This window comes from Pseudomonas sp. PME37.24/006, from assembly GCF_055556635.1.
Map to the genome: position 1 here is coordinate 148,180 of NZ_JBVHNL010000001.1, position 15,462 is coordinate 163,641.

Sequence of the window (15,462 nt, forward strand, 5' to 3'; positions counted from 1 at the left end):
ATCCTCAATTGAGTGCGTCACGTTGCAGCACGCCGGACTCGGTCAGTGCTTCACCAACCTGACGCAGGCTGCGTTCTGCCTTGGCCAGTGATGGTTCGCCTTGTACACAGGCAACGATCAGTACCGGTTCGGCCGAGCCGCGATCAGGCGTCTCGATCAGCCCTGAGTCGCAGATGCGCGCGCGCTGGGTGCCGGTCTTGTGGGCGAAGCGTGCGTCGTCTGGCAGGCCGGCGATGATGCGTTTGCTGCCGGTTTTCACCCGGCCCATGATGCCGAGCAGGTATCTGGTTTGTTCGGCGCCCAATGCCTGGCCGTCGGCCAGTCGCTCCAGCAGCTCGCCATAGGCGCTGAGCCGCGCGGCATTCAGGTTGCTGCGGTAGTAGTTGGCGTAGGCGGTATTCAGGCTGATGGGCGCCAACTCCTTGCGTGGCACGCCGAGCAGCGATGCGAGCCTGTCCAGCCGTTCACCATCCTTGCGGGCCTGGCGCAGGCGCAGCAGGTCGCGCCCGCCAAGGTGCTCCGCCGAAGGGTGCAGCTCGCGATAGATATGCCGGCGCACATCCCCCAGCGTGGTGATGGGCTCGAAGCCTTCGGACACCAGTTCGCCGACCAGTGCGTTCACAGCATCCAGGCCAGCCAGGCGGATAAGGCGGTCGGTGGCGGTGTTGTCGCTGTAGATGATCATCTGCTCAAGCAGAAAGCGTACGCTCAGGCGCTCGCCCGGCCCGTACTGATTAGTGCTCCCGGCGCCGTCGACGAAGTCATCGGCGGCCAGTGCCAGGCGGGTATCGAGGTTCCAGTCGCCACGCTCCACGCCCCTCAGTACGGCGATGGCCACCGGCACCTTGATGCCGGAGGCCATGTACCAGAGTTCTTCGGCGTGCAGCGTTACGGCCAGGTTGCTGTGCAGATCCTTCACATAAACGCCGAGTTCGCCGTCCTGTTTGGCGGCCACTGTCTGCAAACGCTCCAGCAGCGGCTCCTGCCAGCCCGGCCGTTCGCTGTCAGCCGACGCAGTGCCGGTCAGCAGGGCTAGGGCGACGAGCGCGGGGTATATGAGTGGGTGGTGGCGCATGCGAATCCTCCGGGTGGCGGTGCGAGCCGGGTGTGGAGGATTCGAGGCGCTAGCGCGCCGGGGTGTTCAAGCAGGCGGGTAACCGGAAGTTGCAGACCTACTTCGGTCGCCAGGCGCAGTAACCCGGGCGTGGGCCGATTTTAGGGTGATTGCGGCAGGTATCCGGGCGACGTTCGTAGATGGTGCACAGCCGGCTCTTGCGATCCAGATAATAGCAATCGTTGTTGCTCATGCGCGTCAGGGTGAAGATCCCGGTCTTCTGGCTGAAGCGCTCGACCAGGCCATCTTTCTGCAGGCGCTTGGCGATGTTCTTCGGTGGGTCGCCACGCTCGAATTCGTCGACCACGCCAATGCGGATCAGGTCGGCGATGCGTACCTCGACCGGCAACTGACAGCAGCTGGAAATGCAGCTGTGGCACATGTCGGCGGTATAGCGCGCCCAGGTATCGAGGCGGTCTATTTCCGCTGCGGCAATCAGATTGCTTTTCATCTAGAGAGGTTTCGCGTGGTGGGCGGCGCGCGATAATAACGATGTTGGCGAATTTGTGAACAGGCTTCCGCCGGTTGGTTGCCCCAAGCGCGCATTTTCGGGCCGGCGAAATGAGAAAAACCTCCTGAAAAGCATGATATTTGCAGTATCTTAGTGCGCACGTTCTGCCGTACCGATCTGTCGTCCCAGAGGCCCGTAATCTGGATGGGCGATACTGCGCCAGACCCTGTGCGCTGCCCTCTATCCCGAGCCGTGTTGGAATGGAAACTTCTTCCTTGCTTGCCCCCATATCGCGCCGGTCAGGCCACAACACTTCATGTCCAGTCGTCGTTCGCTGTCGCCTGGCAGATGAGGGTGAGGCATGAACGCCTGCATCAATTCAGCCTGGCAATTCAACGCTGCAGTGCTGCTGACCGCGGTGGTGTGCATAGGTGGCGTGCTGCTCGCACGTTGGGTCATTCATCAACGGGATTTCCCTGGCCGCGACACCTTTATCCTGATGCACCTGGCGAGCATGTGGTGGATGGCCATGGCCGGCCTCGAGGTCGCATCGGTTGCGCCCGACTGCAAGCTGTTCTGGGCCACCATGTCCTGGCCGGGGATCGTCTCCGTACCGACGTTCTGGTCGGTGTTTCTCTGGCAGTACGTGAGTAGCGTACGCAAGCCACTGCCGCGGCATTCGGTACTCGGCTTGATGGTTGCGCCGGTGCTGATCTGGTTGGTGGTGCTGAGCAACCCGTGGCATGGCCTGTTCTATGGCGCTGAAACCGGGCCGGTGTCTGCCGAGCTGGGCGCGCCGATTCGTTATCAGCATGGCCCGCTGTTTTACGCCACGGCGGTGTACGTCTACCTGTTCATGAGTTTCAGCCTTGGCGTGGTGCTGCGCGCGGCGCTTACCAGCCACGGCGTACACCGGCGCCATTACCTGGCGTTCGTGCTGGTTACTGCGGTGCCCTGGTCGGCGAATATCGCCTATGTAGGTTTTGGCGCGGTGGTATTCGGCGTCGACCCCACGCCCTTCAGTTTCGTCTTCACCCTGGTCGCGTTCTCCTGGTTGATTCTCGGCGTGCGCCTTTTCGACCTGCTCCCGGTGGCGCGGCACCTGTTGCTCGAAGCGTTGCTTGACCCGGTTCTGGTCATCGATACGCAGGGGCGGGTGATCGAGGCCAATCAGGCAGCGCTCAAGTTCGGCGGGCTCGATCCTGACTGGCAAGGCCGCAAGCTGCAGGAGTGGCCGGTGTTTGGCCGTGAGTTGCAGGCGCTGTTGCTGGAAACCAGTACGCAGCAGGAGCAGTTGCTGGCATTGCCTGAAGCGCAGCTTTACTTCGAGGTGCGTGTGCGCGCCATCGAGCGCCTGACCCGCCAGGGCACCTTGATATTGGGGCAGATGCTTTACTTGCGTGACGTTACCCAGCGTCAGCTCAGCAAACTGAAGCTGGCCGAGGCGCTGGCCCTTAGCGAGGAGCGTTTGCGCACCATCACCAGCCTGCACGAGCAGTTGCGCGAACAGGCACTTTGTGACCCGCTGACCGGTCTCTACAATCGGCGTTATCTGGACGAATTGTTCGGCCGGGAACTGGCCCGCGTCAGGCGTGAAAACGCGCCCTTGTCGCTGGCGCTGATCGATCTGGATCACTTCAAACAGCTCAACGACGAGCATGGCCATCTCGACGGCGACGATGTGCTCAAGAGCGTGGCGCAGCATCTGCTGGTGAACTTGCGCAGTTCCGATACGGTCTTTCGTATCGGCGGCGAAGAGTTCCTGCTGATTCTGCCCGGAGCCGATGCGCTCGAAGCGACCAAACGCCTCGAAGCCATATGCCTGGGGCTGGCAAAAAAGCCGATCGAAACCCGTAGTGGCGTGCGTCAGGTAACCCTGTCGGCCGGTCTTGCACTGTGGCCCGATCAGGGCCAGGTGCTCGACGAATTGCTGCGGGCAGCCGACGCCGCCCTGTACGAAGCCAAACGTGGTGGGCGTAACCGTGTATGCAGCCTGTTGCCGCGCGCTGCGTCGCCAGCTGCTGAGGCGCCCGTTTCTGGAAAGGGTTAAACTCCTTCCGATTACCTTCCTTCCCGGAGTCCTTCATGTCCCGCGTTACCCTTAGTCGCTACCTCATCGAGCAGACCCGTAGTCAAAATACCCCGGCCGATCTGCGCTTCCTGATCGAAGTAGTGGCGCGTGCATGCAAGGAAATAAGCCATTCGGTATCCAAGGGTGCCCTCGGCGGCGTGCTCGGCAGCATGGGTACCGAGAACGTGCAGGGTGAAGTGCAGAAGAAGCTCGACGTGATCTCCAACGACATCCTGCTCGAAGCCAACGAGTGGGGCGGTCACCTGGCCGGCATGGCCTCCGAGGAAATGGACAACGCCTACCAGATTCCCGGTAAGTACCCGAAAGGTGCCTATTTGCTGGTATTCGATCCACTGGACGGCTCCAGCAACATCGATATCAACGCACCGGTTGGGACTATCTTTTCGGTGCTGCGTTGCCCGGATCAGTACATATCTCAGAACGACAGCCTCGACGAGAAAGCCTTTCTGCAGCCAGGTACCCGGCAGGTGGCTGCCGGGTACGCGATCTACGGCCCACAGACCATGCTGGTGCTGACCCTGGGCGACGGCGTCAAGGGCTTCACCCTGGATCGTGAAATGGGCAGTTTCGTACTGACCCACGAAAACATGACTATTCCGGCGGCTACTCAAGAATTCGCGATCAACATGTCCAACCAGCGTCACTGGGAGGAGCCGGTTACCCGCTACGTGAGCGAGTTGATGGCCGGTGAAGAAGGCCCGCTGAAGAAGAACTTCAACATGCGCTGGGTGGCCGCGATGGTTGCCGACGTGCACCGCATCCTGACCCGTGGTGGCCTGTTCATGTACCCGCGTGACAGCCGCGAGCCATCCAAGCCGGGCAAACTGCGGCTGATGTACGAAGCCAACCCGATGTCTTTCCTGGTTGAACAGGCGGGCGGTGCCTCCACCGACGGCCACCAGCGCATCCTCGACATCCAGCCTGAAGGCCTGCACCAGCGCGTGGCGGTATTCCTGGGTTCCAAGGAAGAAGTCGAACGTGTGACGGGCTATCACAAGGGCTGATCATGCAGATGCAGCTTTGGCAGCCATTGCTGGATTGGTGGTTTGGCCAGTCGACCTCGGCGGTAGAAGCCGCTAAAGCGCATAACACGCTGTGGTTCGGCAAACGTGACGAGCAGGATGCCGAGGCGCGTGAGCGCTTTGGTGTGCTGGTCGAACAGGCGCTCGCTGGCGGGTTGCAGGAGTGGTCGGCCGATCCACGCGGTTGGCTGGCCAAGGTGCTGCTGCTCGACCAGCTACCACGCATGATCTACCGCGACACGCCGCTGGCCTTTGCCGGTGATGCGCTGGCACAGCCGCTGGTCGAGGAAGGCGTCACTCTGGGCTGGGATCGGCAGTTGCCGTCGATCCAGCGAGTATTCATCTACCTGGTTTTCGAGCACGCCGAGAGCGTCCCTCAGCAGTTGCGTGCCATGCAGTTGTTCGGCGAGCTGAGCGAGTCAGCAGCGGACGCCGAGCGTGAGCTGTTCGCCGGCTTTCTCGACTACGCTGAACGGCATCTGCGCATCATCGAGCGCTTCGGGCGCTTCCCCCATCGCAACGAAACCCTCGGGCGCAGCAGTACCGACGTGGAGTTGCGCTTTCTGCTGGAACCGGGCTCGAGCTTCTGACGTCGAACCGGCATGTGACAACTGGACTACTGGAGTTACCCCTCATGCGCTTGCGTTCTCTCGTGCTACTGGCGACCTGTGTCGTTCTGGCGGCCTGCGGCAAGGTCAATCAGGATAATTACGCCAAACTCTACTCGGGCATGACCAAGGCAGAGGTCGAAGACTTGCTCGGTACCGCGACGGAATGTTCCGGCGCGCTGGGCATGTCCAGCTGCACCTGGGGTGACCAGGTCAGCTTCATCAGCGTGCAGTACGCCGGTGACAAGGTAATGATGTTCTCTGCCAAAGGGTTGAAGTGATGAACAAGTTTGCGATGGGTTGCCTGGCGCTGGGCGCCGTACTGTTGGTCGGCTGTGCCAATTCGGGCACTGGCGTGGCGCCACCGAAGACCGTCGAGTCGGTCGACCTCGAGCGCTATCAGGGCACTTGGTACGAAGTGGCGCGGCTGCCGATGTTCTTCCAGCGCAACTGCGTTGAGTCCGAGGCGCGTTACGGCCTGCAGGACGATGGCAGCGTCTCGGTGACCAATCGTTGCCGCAATGCCGACGGCGAGTGGCAGCAGGTCGAAGGTCGCGCCGTACCTCAGGTCGAGGGCAAGACCGACAAGCTCTGGGTGACCTTCGACAACTGGTTCAGCCGTTTGCTGCCGGGCGTGAGCAAGGGCGAGTATTGGGTGCTGGATCTGGATGATGAGTATCAAACCGCACTGGTCGGCCATCCGAACCACAAGTACCTGTGGCTGCTCTCGCGTACCCCGAAAATTTCCGATGAAGTTCGCGACGAGCTGCTCTCTGTGGCCCGCACCCAAGGTTATGACACCGACAAGCTGATCTGGCGTGAAGGTGCCAAGCCGGCAGAGTGAGATAGCTCTCGGTAGCCCGGGTCGAGCGCAGCGACACCCGGGATCGCTTCCTGGCTATCGCTGCGCTCTACTCAGGCTAAGGGACTGCTTTCTGCCTCACTCCCACTCCAGCCTTGCCAGCTTCCATTCGCCGTCGTCCTGCCACCATTCGAGCTTCACGCTGAAATGCCGCGCGCTGTCTGGGATCAGCCCCTCGGCGCCGGTCAGCGCCACCTGCGCGTCGGTGTAGCCTTTGTCGCGGTAAGTCGTATCGATACGACTGTTCTTGCTCAGCGCGAGTACCTTGACGTTGTTGTGGCGCAGGAACAGCAAGGTCATGGTGCGTTTCGCCCAGTCCCGATCATTGACCTGCTGGGCGAGAAACTCGCCGTGCAGTCGATCGAGCACGGCAGCGGTCTTCTTTGCCTCCAGGTTGTCCTGCAACTGCTGTACGGCTGCTTCGAGCGAAGCCTGTGGGTCATCGTCTGTGCGGCACCCGGCCAGTAGCAGGGCGAACAGCAGGGGCAGGGCAAATTTCCGCATCGGCATGCTGAATTCCTTTTTCATGGTTATGATGCCCGGAAGAGCGCAACAGCCCGTTCGACGTGCGGGCGGCCCGAGCCTACCTCAAATCTTCCTCAGGAGCGCACCATGCAGACGCTGTACCCGGAGATCAAACCGTACGCCCGTCACGAGTTGGCGGTAGACGCCCCGCACGTTCTCTATGTCGATGAGAGCGGCTCGGCGGATGGTCTGCCGGTGCTGTTCGTGCATGGTGGCCCGGGCGCCGGTTGCGATGCGGCGAGCCGCCGCTACTTCGACCCGAACCTGTATCGCATCGTCACCTTCGATCAGCGCGGTTGTGGCCGTTCCACGCCCCACGCCAGCCTGGAGAAGAACACCACCTGGGATCTGGTCGCCGACATGGAGCGTATCCGTGAGCACCTGGGTATCGACAAGTGGGTGCTGTTCGGCGGTTCCTGGGGCTCGACCCTGTCGCTGGCCTATGCCCAGGCTCACCCGGATCGGGTGCATGCGTTGATCCTGCGCGGTATCTTTCTGTGCCGCCCGCAGGAGTTCAAATGGTTCTACCAGGAGGGGGCCAGCCGACTATTCCCCGATTACTGGCAGGATTACCTGGCGCCGATTCCCGCCGAGGAGCAGGGCGACCTCATGCAGGCGTTCTACAAGCGCCTGACTGGCGCCGACCAGATCGCCCAGATGCACGCGGCCAAGGCCTGGTCGTGCTGGGAAGGGCGCACCGCCACGCTGCGGCCCAACCCGCAGGTGGTCGACCGTTTCGCCGAAAGCCTGCGCGCACTGTCGATCGCACGGATCGAATGCCACTACTTCGTCAACGATGCTTTCCTCGAACCCGACCAACTGCTGCGCGACATGCCGAAGATCGCCCATCTACCGGGCATCATCGTGCATGGCCGCTACGACGTGATCTGCCCGCTGGATAACGCCTGGACGCTGCACCAGGCGTGGCCCAACAGCGAGCTGCAGATCATCCGCGAGGCAGGCCATGCGGCCGCCGAACCAGGCATCGCCGATGCGCTGGTGCGCGCCGCCGACGAGATCGCTCATCGCTTGCTCGACCTGGCACCGGACGAAGCATGAAGGCACTGCTGCAGCGCGTCGCCAGCGCCCGGGTCGATGTCGCCGGAGAAACCGTCGGCGCCATCGACCAAGGCCTGTTGGTGCTGGTCGGTGTCGAGCCGCAGGACAGCGAAGCCAGTTGCGCCAAGCTGCTGCACAAGCTGCTCAATTACCGGGTGTTCAGTGACGAGGCGGGCAAGATGAACCTGTCGCTCAAGGATGTCGGTGGTGGTCTGTTGTTGGTTTCCCAGTTCACCCTGGCTGCTGACACCCGCAGCGGCCTGCGCCCCGGCTTCTCCACCGCGGCACCGCCCGCCCAGGGTGAGGCGCTGTTCGATCATCTGTTCGAACAGGCCCGCGCGCAGCATCCACAGGTTGCCAGCGGGCGTTTCGGCGCAGACATGCAGGTGCACCTGATCAACGACGGCCCGGTAACCTTCCTGCTGGAAACCTGAATTCTCTGCTACTGCCTGGCCTGCTTCTTGCCTTCTCGTTCGCCGCTGGCTGGCACTGTTTGTCGCTGATCAGGCGTTGATATCTCGCTATCGGCGTCGATCACGGTTAGCATGCCGCGCCGCCTTTCCGCCCATGGCTTGTCGCCTGCACCAGTGCGGTGCGTGACCCACTCCGGGCGCCTGGAACTTGTTCAAAGTCTGCTGCGCGTCGGCACTGCTGCGTTAAAAACAGGCTCGGAATGCTCATGTACAAAAGTACACTCCGCTTCCTCGCCTGTTTTTGCCTTGCATTGCTCTAGCTCGCTAGACCTTGAGCAAGCTCTTATAACTGTCTGCCCCTCAGGAGCAAGAATGAAAAAGCTTGTCGCCTCACTGTTGTTATCCATCTGCGCCTTCACCGGCCTCGCTCAGGCTGGTGTCATCGACGACGCGGTCAAGCGCGGTACCCTGCGCGTGGGCATGGACCCGACCTACATGCCCTTTGAAATGACCAACAAGCGTGGCGAGATCATCGGCTTTGAAGTCGACCTGCTCAAAGCCATGACCAAGGCCATGGGCGTCAAGCTGGAGCTGGTTTCCACCTCCTATGACGGCATCATCCCGGCACTGCTGACCGACAAGTTCGACATGATCGGTTCGGGCATGACCCTGACCCAGGAGCGCAACCTGCGCATCAACTTCTCCGAGCCCTTCATCGTGGTCGGCCAGACCCTGCTGATCCGCAAGGAGCTGGCAGACAAGGTCAAGAGCTACAAAGACCTGAATAGCGCCGATTACCGCATCACCTCGAAGATCGGTACCACCGGTGAGATGGTCGCCAAGAAGCTGATCGCCCAAGCCAAGTACAGCGGCTTCGACAACGAGCAGGAAGCGGTGATGGACGTGGTCAACGGCAAGGCCGATGCCTTCATCTACGATGCGCCGTACAACGTCGTTGCGGTGAACAAGGCCGGCGCCGGCAAGCTGGTGTTCCTCGACGAGCCCTTCACCTTCGAGCCGCTGGCTTTCGGCCTGAAGAAGGGCGACTACGACAGCATCAACTGGATCAACAATTGGCTGCACCAGATCCGCGAAGACGGCACCTACGATCGTATCCATGCCAAGTGGTTCAAGAGCACCAATTGGCTCAAGGATATGGAATAGGGCCTACACGCTCTGTTCCGCTGTACCCAGCGCGCGGCTTGTCCGCGCGCTGTCATGTTTGCAACTCAATGGGTAGACACTCGCCGTGGCTAAACAGAAGAAAGCCCAGTGGCCCTGGCACCTGCTGACCGGTCTGATCCTGGTCGTGGGCGCCCTGCTTATCTGGTATTCCACCTCGCTGATTTCCTATGAGTGGCGCTGGAATCGCGTTCCCCAGTATTTCGCCTATCACGCTGAAGATGCGCAGCGGGCTGCTGACTACAGCCGTGTCGAGAGCGTCAGCCGGCAGGGCGACGACGCACTGGTCACGCTGCTTGGCGAAAGCGGTGAGCAGCAGCAACTGAGCGTGGCAAGCGACAGCCTGCAGTTCAGCGAAGGTGATGATGTAGCCGAGGGCGATGTCGTCGGTGTCAATCGTCACTGGGCCGCCGGGCCGCTGCTCTGGGGGCTCTGGACGACCTTGTGGATATCCGTGGCGGCGGGTGTGTTCGGCCTGCTGATCGGGTTGATCACCGGTCTGTGCCGGCTCTCGGCCAACCCGACGCTGCGTCATCTGTCGACGGTCTATGTCGAGCTGGTACGCGGCACGCCTTTGCTGGTGCAGATTTTCATCTTCTATTTCTTCATCGGCACGGTGTTGGATCTCTCCCGAGAGTTCGCCGGGGTGGCGGCGCTGGCGCTGTTCACCGGTGCCTACGTGGGCGAGATCGTGCGTGCTGGCGTGCAGTCCATCGTCCGCGGTCAGGACGAGGCGGCTCGCTCTCTTGGGCTGAGCGCTGCGCAGTCGATGCGCCACGTGATTCTGCCGCAAGCCTTCAAGCGTGTACTGCCACCCCTGGCTGGGCAGTTCATCAGCCTGGTCAAGGACACCTCGCTAGTCTCGGTGATCGCCATCACCGAATTGACCAAGAGCGGCCGCGAAGCCATTACCACCTCGTTCTCCACGTTCGAAATCTGGTTCTGCGTGGCCGCACTCTATCTGGTGATCAACCTGCCGTTGTCGCAGATCGCCAACCGCCTGGAACGGAGGCTTGCGCAAAGTGATTGAAGTTCGTGATCTGATCAAGGTATTCGACGCCCGAGGCCAGCAGGTTCGCGCCGTCGACGGTGTGACCACCCAGGTGGCGCGCGGTGAAGTGCTGGTGGTGATCGGCCCGTCTGGCTCCGGCAAGTCGACCTTCCTGCGCTGCCTCAATGGCCTGGAAGAACTGGATGAAGGTTCGGTGAGCATCGACGGCCTTGACCTGGCCAACCCGAAAACCGATATCAACGCCTACCGCCGCGAAGTCGGCATGGTGTTCCAGCACTTCAACCTGTTCCCGCACATGACCGTGCTGGAAAACCTCTGCCTGGCGCAGAAAGTGGTGCGTAAGCGTGGCAAGGCCGAGCGCGAGGCCAAGGCCCGTGCGTTGCTGGACAAGGTCGGCATCGGCCAGAAGGCTGGCGAGTTTCCGTCGCGGCTGTCCGGCGGCCAGCAGCAACGTGTGGCCATCGCCCGTGCTCTGTGTATGGATCCCAAGGTGATGCTGTTCGACGAGCCGACCTCGGCCCTCGACCCAGAAATGGTCGGTGAGGTGCTCGACGTGATGAAGCAACTGGCCGTTGAAGGCATGACCATGGTCTGCGTTACCCACGAAATGGGCTTCGCCCGTGAAGTGGCGGATCGCGTGTTGTTCTTCGACCACGGCAAGTTGCTGGAAGATGCACCACCTGCCGAGTTCTTCGCTCAACCGAAAGACCCGCGCGCGCAGGCTTTTCTGCGTCAGGTGCTGTAGCGCGACGGCCAGGGTCGCTTTAAGGCAGAAGCGGCCGGTCGCGATCTTGTGGGAGGGGCCGGGCGGCGATCCGCTTTAGCCGCGAGCTCTTTGCTCTTCAATAGAGCTCGCGGCTAAAGCCTCTCCTACAAAAAGAAAGCTCTGCATCCACCGGCCGCTTCTGCCTTGTTGCGGCCCCTCAGGCGCCGCTTCGAACACATATTGCCCAAGTAGGTTTTTAGAACCATCCGCTCCTGCCTCAGTCCCAATGCTCTCTATTCAGCATAAGGACTCTCAGGCGTGAAAACCGCTCTAGCTCTGTTGGCAGTTGCCGTTACTCTGCCGGCAATGGCCAATCAACCGACCTTGTACGGTCGCTACGAGTACATCCAACTGCCGCAGATCGGCCAGACCCTCAAGGCCAAGATGGACACGGGGGCGATGACCGCATCGCTGTCGGCTCGCGATATTGAACAATTCCAGCGTGATGGTGAGGACTGGGTACGCTTTCGTCTGGCCATTGACGAAGCTGATGACCAGCTCTTCGAGAAGCCCGTGGCCCGCGTCACCGAGATCAAGAACCGTGCTGAAGAGGGCGGTTCCGATGAGCCGTCGTATTCCTCGCGGCCGGTAGTCGATATGGACATCTGCCTGGGCGAGGAGAAGCGCACCATCGAGGTCAACCTGACTGATCGCAGCCATTTCGACTATCCCTTGCTGATCGGCGCGAGTGCCATTCGCACGCTGGATGCCGCCATCGATCCAGCCAATCGCTATACCGCCGAGCGGCCCAAGTGTTGAATCACTAGTCCGCACTTCCATTATTGGTTATCCGGTGTGATTCTTGCCTCGAAATGGCACATTGCCACAGCGTTGTGTGTCTGTGGCACCTGTTTCGAGGTGGGATATGTGGGGATTGCTCAAGCCGGGTGTACGCGTGTTGGAGCGCGTCAGTTTTGCCCGCAAGTTCCAGTTGCTGTTCGTACTGTTCGTCATTCCGCTGGGCTATGCGCTCTGGGTGATATTGAGTGCCAGCCTGGAACGCATCGAGGTTCTGAACCGCGAATTTGACGGCATGCAAGGTGTTAATGCGCTTGGTGCGGTTGAGCAGGAGCTACTCGAACAGCGCTTTCTGCTGGCCCGCTGGAAGGGCAACGACAAGGCTGCCGAAGGCCTGCTGCGTGAGCGCAGCAGCAAGCTCGGCGAGGCTCTGGCCGCAGCCTCCGAGCAACTGAAACTGACTCCATTGAGCGAAGAAACCGAGCGCCAGTTGGACGCGCTGCGCGCGTCGCTGGCTGAGTTGGATCTGAGCGTGCTGGGTAAAATGGCGCTGCTCGATGCCTTGGAGCGTTACCAGAACACCCTCTCGCGTTTGGTGGTGCTACGTGAGCTGGTTGCCACCGACAGCGGGCTGATACTCGACCCCTATCTCGATACTTATCTGATGATGGAGCAACTGACATTTACCCTGCCGCGCCTGGCAGAAAATCTCGGCAGTTTCGCCAGCCAGGGTTACGGCTCGTTGGTGGCACAGCACTTCACTCTGCAGAACCGCGTGCTGGTACGTGACCTGCGCCGCTCGCTGGAACAATCCGGTGCGCAGATGGCTAAAGCGCGCACTGCTTTGGAGCGCACCTCGGCGACCGCCATGGTTCGTTTGCAGCAGCCTTTCGCACAAGCCGAGCAGGGTCTGCAGAGCTTCCTCGGCGAGATCGACCGTGACATGTTCGAGGCCAGCCCCATGGTGATGCAGCCTGCACAGTTCGTGCAGCACGTGCAGACCCTGCAGGAGCAACTGCTGGCGCTGCGCCAGGCGGTGTTCGAGCAGTTCAATGCGAGCCTTGGTGATTATCAGGGGCAAGCCCGGCATGACATGCTGCAAACCGTATTGATCTTCGCGGCGCTGACCATCCTGGCGCTGTATCTGCTGCTCTGCCTCAACGCCTCGATCCGCCGCAGCACCACGGGCATCATCCAGGCCACCGAAGGCCTGCGCGACGGTGATCTGCGGGTTCGCATGCAGGTACACGGTGCCGACGATCTGGCTGCAATCTCTACGGCGCTGAACAGCGCGGTCGCCCAATTACGCGACTCGATGCAGGGCGTCGGCCGGGAAGGTCAGCAGCTCGACCAGACGGTTCAGGGCCTCGGCAACCAGGCCAGCAGTTCCTTGGCCGCGGTCGAGCAGCAGCAGGCGCAGATGAGCCAGATCGCCACGGCGGCCACGCAGATGGCGGCTACCGCCCAAAGTGTTGCGCAGAGCTGTGAGCAGGCCGCTCAGGAAGCCGGTCAGACCCGTGAGATCGCCAACCAGAGCAACCAGCGCAGCGCCCGTACCAGTGCCAGCATGCGTGAACTCAGTGGTCGTTTGGCGGGAAGCGCGACCACCCTGCAGCAACTGCGCAAGCAGACCGAGCAGATCACTCGAGTGGTCGACGTGATCAAGGGCATCGCCGAGCAAACCAACCTGCTGGCGCTCAACGCTGCCATCGAGGCCGCACGCGCGGGCGAGCAGGGTCGCGGCTTTGCCGTGGTCGCCGACGAGGTGCGTTCGCTGTCGCAACGCACCCAGAACTCCACGGCGGAAATCGCTCAGACGGTGGGCGATCTGCACAAGGTGGTCGGCCAATCGGTCGCCGAAATGGAGCAGGCCATGCAGCAGGCCGAAGGCGATGTGGGCAATGTGCTGGCCATGAGTGCGGATCTCGATGGCATCGTCGAGTCGGTACAACGGGTCAGCGATCGCCTGGCGCAGATCGCTACGGCTGCCGAGCAGCAGGCCGCTACCGCTGATGAGGTCAGCCACAATATCCAGCAGGTCGACCAGGCGGCCAGTGCGCTGCTTGACGGCGCGCGGATGGTCAGCAACGCCAGCGAGCAACTGCGCCGAGGCAGCGAGACCCTGGCGCAGAACACTGGGCGTTTCCGAGTGGATTGATGGTGCGAGTTCTGTTGCTCGAAAAGTGATCGACGCGCTGCAGGCCATAGCTACTATGGCCTGCAGCGACTGTTCCTAAGGTTGTCCACAGATTCATCCACGGTAACTGTGCATGACACTAAAGCTTGCTCAGGGCTTATTCAGTCATCTGAATGATCAATGAAGTCAAGGGAATACAGCCGGTTACAAGGGGGGCGAAAGGGCTGTTCGAATAATGATCAGTTTCTTGCAGGCCACGCCAGCTATGCCTTGGCCATTGCTTTCCAAGGCTTATCCACAGGTTACTCCACCGCAACTGTGTATAGCTATGTAGGTGGTTTGGCGTTCGCAGAGCGGCTTAGTGGGTAAATTTGAAGTTCTTGCCTATTTTCATTGGGTTACCTTCGCTGGTCATAAAACGTACAACGCTTTACAGGCAGCGTACTGCGTGGTGTAGCGACGTTCATACAAGGATTATCCACAGCTTCGTCCACGTAAATTGTGCACCGATACATGATGCGAAAGATGCATTTATCTATTGACTAAAATTCTTTGATTACAGTGGCTTGCCCCAAATATGTCTGTGGGTAAGTCGTTGATCAAATAATGATCTCAGGGCTGTAGGTTCCTGTTTTCGAGGGCTGCAGCGCTTCATGCCGAGCTTATCCACAGATTGATCCACGCCTTTTGTGTATAGCCGTTCGAGGTACTGACTATTGACGAGGACAGTGTGCTCACGCAGGCTCCGCAGCCCACGTGCCGCAAGGATGCCACCATGGCGACCATCCTGATCGTCGAAGATGAAGCCGCAATTGCCGATACCCTGGTGTACGCCCTGCAAGCCGAGGGCTTCGCTACTCGCTGGTCGACCCTGGCCGGTGAAGCACTGACGCTGCTGGAGCGTGAGGCCTTCGATCTGGTGATTCTCGATGTTGGGCTACCGGATATCAGTGGTTTCGAAGCCTGCAAACGGCTGCGGCGCTTTTCCGAGGTGCCGGTGATGTTCCTCACCGCGCGCAATGATGAAATCGACCGCGTGGTGGGCCTGGAAATTGGCGCCGACGATTACGTGGTCAAACCCTTCAGTCCCCGTGAAGTGGCGGCGCGGGTCAAAGCCATTCTCAAGCGAGTCAGCCCTCGACAGGCGCCCGCCAAACCAGCCGAAGGGCCGTTTCGGGTCGACAGCGAGCGGGTGCGTATCGATTACCACGGACAAACGCTGAGTCTCACCCGACTGGAGTATCAATTGCTGCAATGCCTGCTCGGGCAGCCGGAGCGCGTGTTCAGCCGCGAGCAGTTGCTCGACGCCCTGGGAGTGGCGGCGGAGGCCGGTTACGAGCGCAATATCGACAGCCACATCAAGAGCCTGCGCGCTAAGCTGCGACAGATCGCGCCCCAGGCCGAGCCGATCCAGACGCACCGTGGCCTGGGCTACAGTCTGAAGCTGGAGTAGGCCGATGCTCACCTCTCAGGAGTTTCGC

The 15,462-nt window shown here is 60.9% G+C and carries 16 protein-coding genes; 13 read left to right on the forward strand and 3 right to left on the reverse strand.

Translation table 11 applies throughout. From position 1 onward, the window contains the following. Positions 1–4: 4 nt before the first annotated feature. Positions 5–1,075 carry a serine hydrolase gene (locus ACZ3GY_RS00680; protein WP_465908583.1) on the reverse strand — a complete coding sequence of 357 codons (1,071 nt, stop codon included), beginning with the start codon at positions 1,073–1,075 and terminating at the stop codon, positions 5–7. A gap of 97 nt (positions 1,076–1,172) precedes the next feature. Beyond that, on the reverse strand, positions 1,173–1,565 hold the full coding sequence (locus tag ACZ3GY_RS00685) for a YkgJ family cysteine cluster protein (RefSeq protein ID WP_042554281.1): 393 nt from the start codon (positions 1,563–1,565) through the stop codon (positions 1,173–1,175). 361 nt (positions 1,566–1,926) lie between these two features. On the opposite strand from ACZ3GY_RS00685, the gene ACZ3GY_RS00690 reads away from it, so the two are divergent. The 5 genes from ACZ3GY_RS00690 to ACZ3GY_RS00710 are packed head-to-tail and all read left to right on the forward strand — an operon-like array spanning position 1,927 to position 6,131. Further along, positions 1,927–3,615 (forward strand): histidine kinase N-terminal 7TM domain-containing diguanylate cyclase, encoded by a 1,689-nt coding sequence (locus ACZ3GY_RS00690; RefSeq protein WP_465908584.1) that lies wholly within the window; start codon positions 1,927–1,929, stop codon positions 3,613–3,615. A gap of 35 nt (positions 3,616–3,650) precedes the next feature. Further along, a complete protein-coding gene (locus ACZ3GY_RS00695) occupies positions 3,651–4,661 on the forward strand; it encodes a class 1 fructose-bisphosphatase (RefSeq protein ID WP_463563487.1) in 1,011 nt (336 codons plus the stop codon). A gap of 8 nt (positions 4,662–4,669) precedes the next feature. Next, on the forward strand, positions 4,670–5,269 hold the full coding sequence (locus ACZ3GY_RS00700) for a DUF924 family protein (protein ID WP_463565987.1): 600 nt from the start codon (positions 4,670–4,672) through the stop codon (positions 5,267–5,269). Positions 5,270–5,313: 44 nt separating this feature from the next. Beyond that, positions 5,314–5,568: a lipoprotein gene (locus ACZ3GY_RS00705; RefSeq protein WP_042554284.1), complete on the forward strand. Its 255-nt coding sequence runs from the start codon at positions 5,314–5,316 to the stop codon at positions 5,566–5,568. Beyond that, positions 5,568–6,131, forward strand: a complete 564-nt coding sequence (locus tag ACZ3GY_RS00710; RefSeq protein WP_463563488.1) for a lipocalin family protein — start codon at positions 5,568–5,570, stop codon at positions 6,129–6,131. The genes ACZ3GY_RS00705 and ACZ3GY_RS00710 overlap by 1 nt, the downstream gene beginning before the upstream one ends. 96 nt (positions 6,132–6,227) lie before the next feature. Here ACZ3GY_RS00710 and ACZ3GY_RS00715 read toward each other — a convergent pair whose 3' ends face one another. Then, positions 6,228–6,659, reverse strand: a complete 432-nt coding sequence (locus tag ACZ3GY_RS00715; RefSeq protein ID WP_465908585.1) for a hypothetical protein — start codon at positions 6,657–6,659, stop codon at positions 6,228–6,230. Positions 6,660–6,761: 102 nt separating this feature from the next. Here ACZ3GY_RS00715 and pip point away from each other — a divergent pair, with 102 nt between their 5' ends. From pip to creB, 8 genes are all read left to right on the forward strand, one after another. Beyond that, a complete protein-coding gene (gene pip, locus ACZ3GY_RS00720) occupies positions 6,762–7,733 on the forward strand; it encodes a prolyl aminopeptidase (protein WP_465908586.1) in 972 nt (323 codons plus the stop codon). Beyond that, positions 7,730–8,167, forward strand: a complete 438-nt coding sequence (gene dtd, locus ACZ3GY_RS00725) for a D-aminoacyl-tRNA deacylase (protein ID WP_465908587.1) — start codon at positions 7,730–7,732, stop codon at positions 8,165–8,167. Before pip ends, dtd begins: the two co-directional genes overlap by 4 nt. Positions 8,168–8,518: 351 nt before the next feature. After that, the gene (locus tag ACZ3GY_RS00730; RefSeq protein WP_225835610.1) at positions 8,519–9,310 is read left to right on the forward strand and encodes a transporter substrate-binding domain-containing protein; all 792 of its coding nucleotides are present in this window, start codon (positions 8,519–8,521) and stop codon (positions 9,308–9,310) included. A gap of 85 nt (positions 9,311–9,395) precedes the next feature. Then, a complete protein-coding gene (locus tag ACZ3GY_RS00735; RefSeq protein WP_465908588.1) occupies positions 9,396–10,358 on the forward strand; it encodes an amino acid ABC transporter permease in 963 nt (320 codons plus the stop codon). Further along, complete coding sequence (locus ACZ3GY_RS00740; protein ID WP_073263853.1) at positions 10,351–11,085, forward strand: amino acid ABC transporter ATP-binding protein; 735 nt, start codon at positions 10,351–10,353, stop codon at positions 11,083–11,085. The genes ACZ3GY_RS00735 and ACZ3GY_RS00740 overlap by 8 nt, the downstream gene beginning before the upstream one ends. 279 nt (positions 11,086–11,364) lie before the next feature. Next, the gene (gene rloA2, locus ACZ3GY_RS00745) at positions 11,365–11,865 is read left to right on the forward strand and encodes a retropepsin-like aspartic peptidase RloA2 (RefSeq protein ID WP_465908589.1); all 501 of its coding nucleotides are present in this window, start codon (positions 11,365–11,367) and stop codon (positions 11,863–11,865) included. A gap of 106 nt (positions 11,866–11,971) precedes the next feature. Further along, complete coding sequence (locus ACZ3GY_RS00750) at positions 11,972–14,002, forward strand: methyl-accepting chemotaxis protein (protein WP_465908590.1); 2,031 nt, start codon at positions 11,972–11,974, stop codon at positions 14,000–14,002. 754 nt (positions 14,003–14,756) lie between these two features. After that, positions 14,757–15,434: a two-component system response regulator CreB gene (gene creB / locus ACZ3GY_RS00755; RefSeq protein ID WP_463563494.1), complete on the forward strand. Its 678-nt coding sequence runs from the start codon at positions 14,757–14,759 to the stop codon at positions 15,432–15,434. The last annotated feature ends 28 nt before the right edge of the window (positions 15,435–15,462 follow it).

Bases quoted from the DNA above. Each gene is read 5' to 3' on its own strand.
- ACZ3GY_RS00680 (WP_465908583.1), bottom strand. From the start codon at position 1,075: ATGCGCCACCACCCACTCATATACCCCGCGCTCGTCGCCCTAGCCCTG.
- ACZ3GY_RS00685 (WP_042554281.1), bottom strand. From the start codon at position 1,565: ATGAAAAGCAATCTGATTGCCGCAGCGGAAATAGACCGCCTCGATACC.
- ACZ3GY_RS00690 (WP_465908584.1), top strand. From the start codon at position 1,927: ATGAACGCCTGCATCAATTCAGCCTGGCAATTCAACGCTGCAGTGCTG.
- ACZ3GY_RS00695 (WP_463563487.1), top strand. From the start codon at position 3,651: ATGTCCCGCGTTACCCTTAGTCGCTACCTCATCGAGCAGACCCGTAGT.
- ACZ3GY_RS00700 (WP_463565987.1), top strand. From the start codon at position 4,670: ATGCAGCTTTGGCAGCCATTGCTGGATTGGTGGTTTGGCCAGTCGACC.
- ACZ3GY_RS00705 (WP_042554284.1), top strand. From the start codon at position 5,314: ATGCGCTTGCGTTCTCTCGTGCTACTGGCGACCTGTGTCGTTCTGGCG.
- ACZ3GY_RS00710 (WP_463563488.1), top strand. From the start codon at position 5,568: ATGAACAAGTTTGCGATGGGTTGCCTGGCGCTGGGCGCCGTACTGTTG.
- ACZ3GY_RS00715 (WP_465908585.1), bottom strand. From the start codon at position 6,659: ATGCCGATGCGGAAATTTGCCCTGCCCCTGCTGTTCGCCCTGCTACTG.
- pip (WP_465908586.1), top strand. From the start codon at position 6,762: ATGCAGACGCTGTACCCGGAGATCAAACCGTACGCCCGTCACGAGTTG.
- dtd (WP_465908587.1), top strand. From the start codon at position 7,730: ATGAAGGCACTGCTGCAGCGCGTCGCCAGCGCCCGGGTCGATGTCGCC.
- ACZ3GY_RS00730 (WP_225835610.1), top strand. From the start codon at position 8,519: ATGAAAAAGCTTGTCGCCTCACTGTTGTTATCCATCTGCGCCTTCACC.
- ACZ3GY_RS00750 (WP_465908590.1), top strand. From the start codon at position 11,972: ATGTGGGGATTGCTCAAGCCGGGTGTACGCGTGTTGGAGCGCGTCAGT.
- creB (WP_463563494.1), top strand. From the start codon at position 14,757: ATGGCGACCATCCTGATCGTCGAAGATGAAGCCGCAATTGCCGATACC.